At 58.1% G+C, this 609-nt stretch carries 1 protein-coding gene; it reads left to right on the top strand.

All coding sequences use genetic code 11. From position 1 onward, the window contains the following. Positions 1-609: immunoglobulin-like domain-containing protein (locus tag G5S52_RS23465; protein ID WP_368737499.1), on the top strand; the 609-nt coding region annotated here is incomplete at both ends.

Consider the following 609-nt stretch of genomic DNA (forward strand, 5'->3'; position numbering starts at 1 on the left):
GCAGGCACCACGTCCACTGACTTCACCGTCGACACCCTGGATGACAGCCTCAACGAATCGGCAGATGACGATGTCTTTACTGTGTCTGTAGATTCAACATCCGGTGGTGACTTTGAAGCGCAGCCCACCGCACCAGCTGCGGTGGAAACTACCATCAATGATGGCACCACCACCGACGCACCAACCCTGACCCTGACGGGCGATGCGTCAGTGAATGAAGGTGAAGCGGCCAGCTACACCTTGACCCTCTCGGAAGCGCCAACCGCGGATTTCACCGTGACCATCGTCGTGGCTCACAAGACCACGGAAGATGGCGATGTCACGCCGGTGACCCGTGATGTGGTCATTGCGGCAGGCACCACGTCCACTGACTTCACCGTCGACACCCTGGATGACAGCCTCAACGAATCTGCCGATGATGATGTCTTTACTGTGTCAGTAGACTCAACATCCGGTGGTGACTTTGAGGCTCAGCCAACCGCACCGGCCGCTGTCGAAACCACCATCAATGACGGCACCACCACGGATGCGCCAACCCTGACCCTGACGGGCGATGCCTCAGTGAATGAAGGTGAAGCGGCCAGCTACACCTTGACACTCAGTGAAGCG

Origin of the sequence: Grimontia sedimenti, from assembly GCF_011045095.1 — a bacterium.
In the GTDB taxonomy this organism is placed as follows: Bacteria; Pseudomonadota; Gammaproteobacteria; order Enterobacterales; family Vibrionaceae; genus Enterovibrio; species Enterovibrio sedimenti.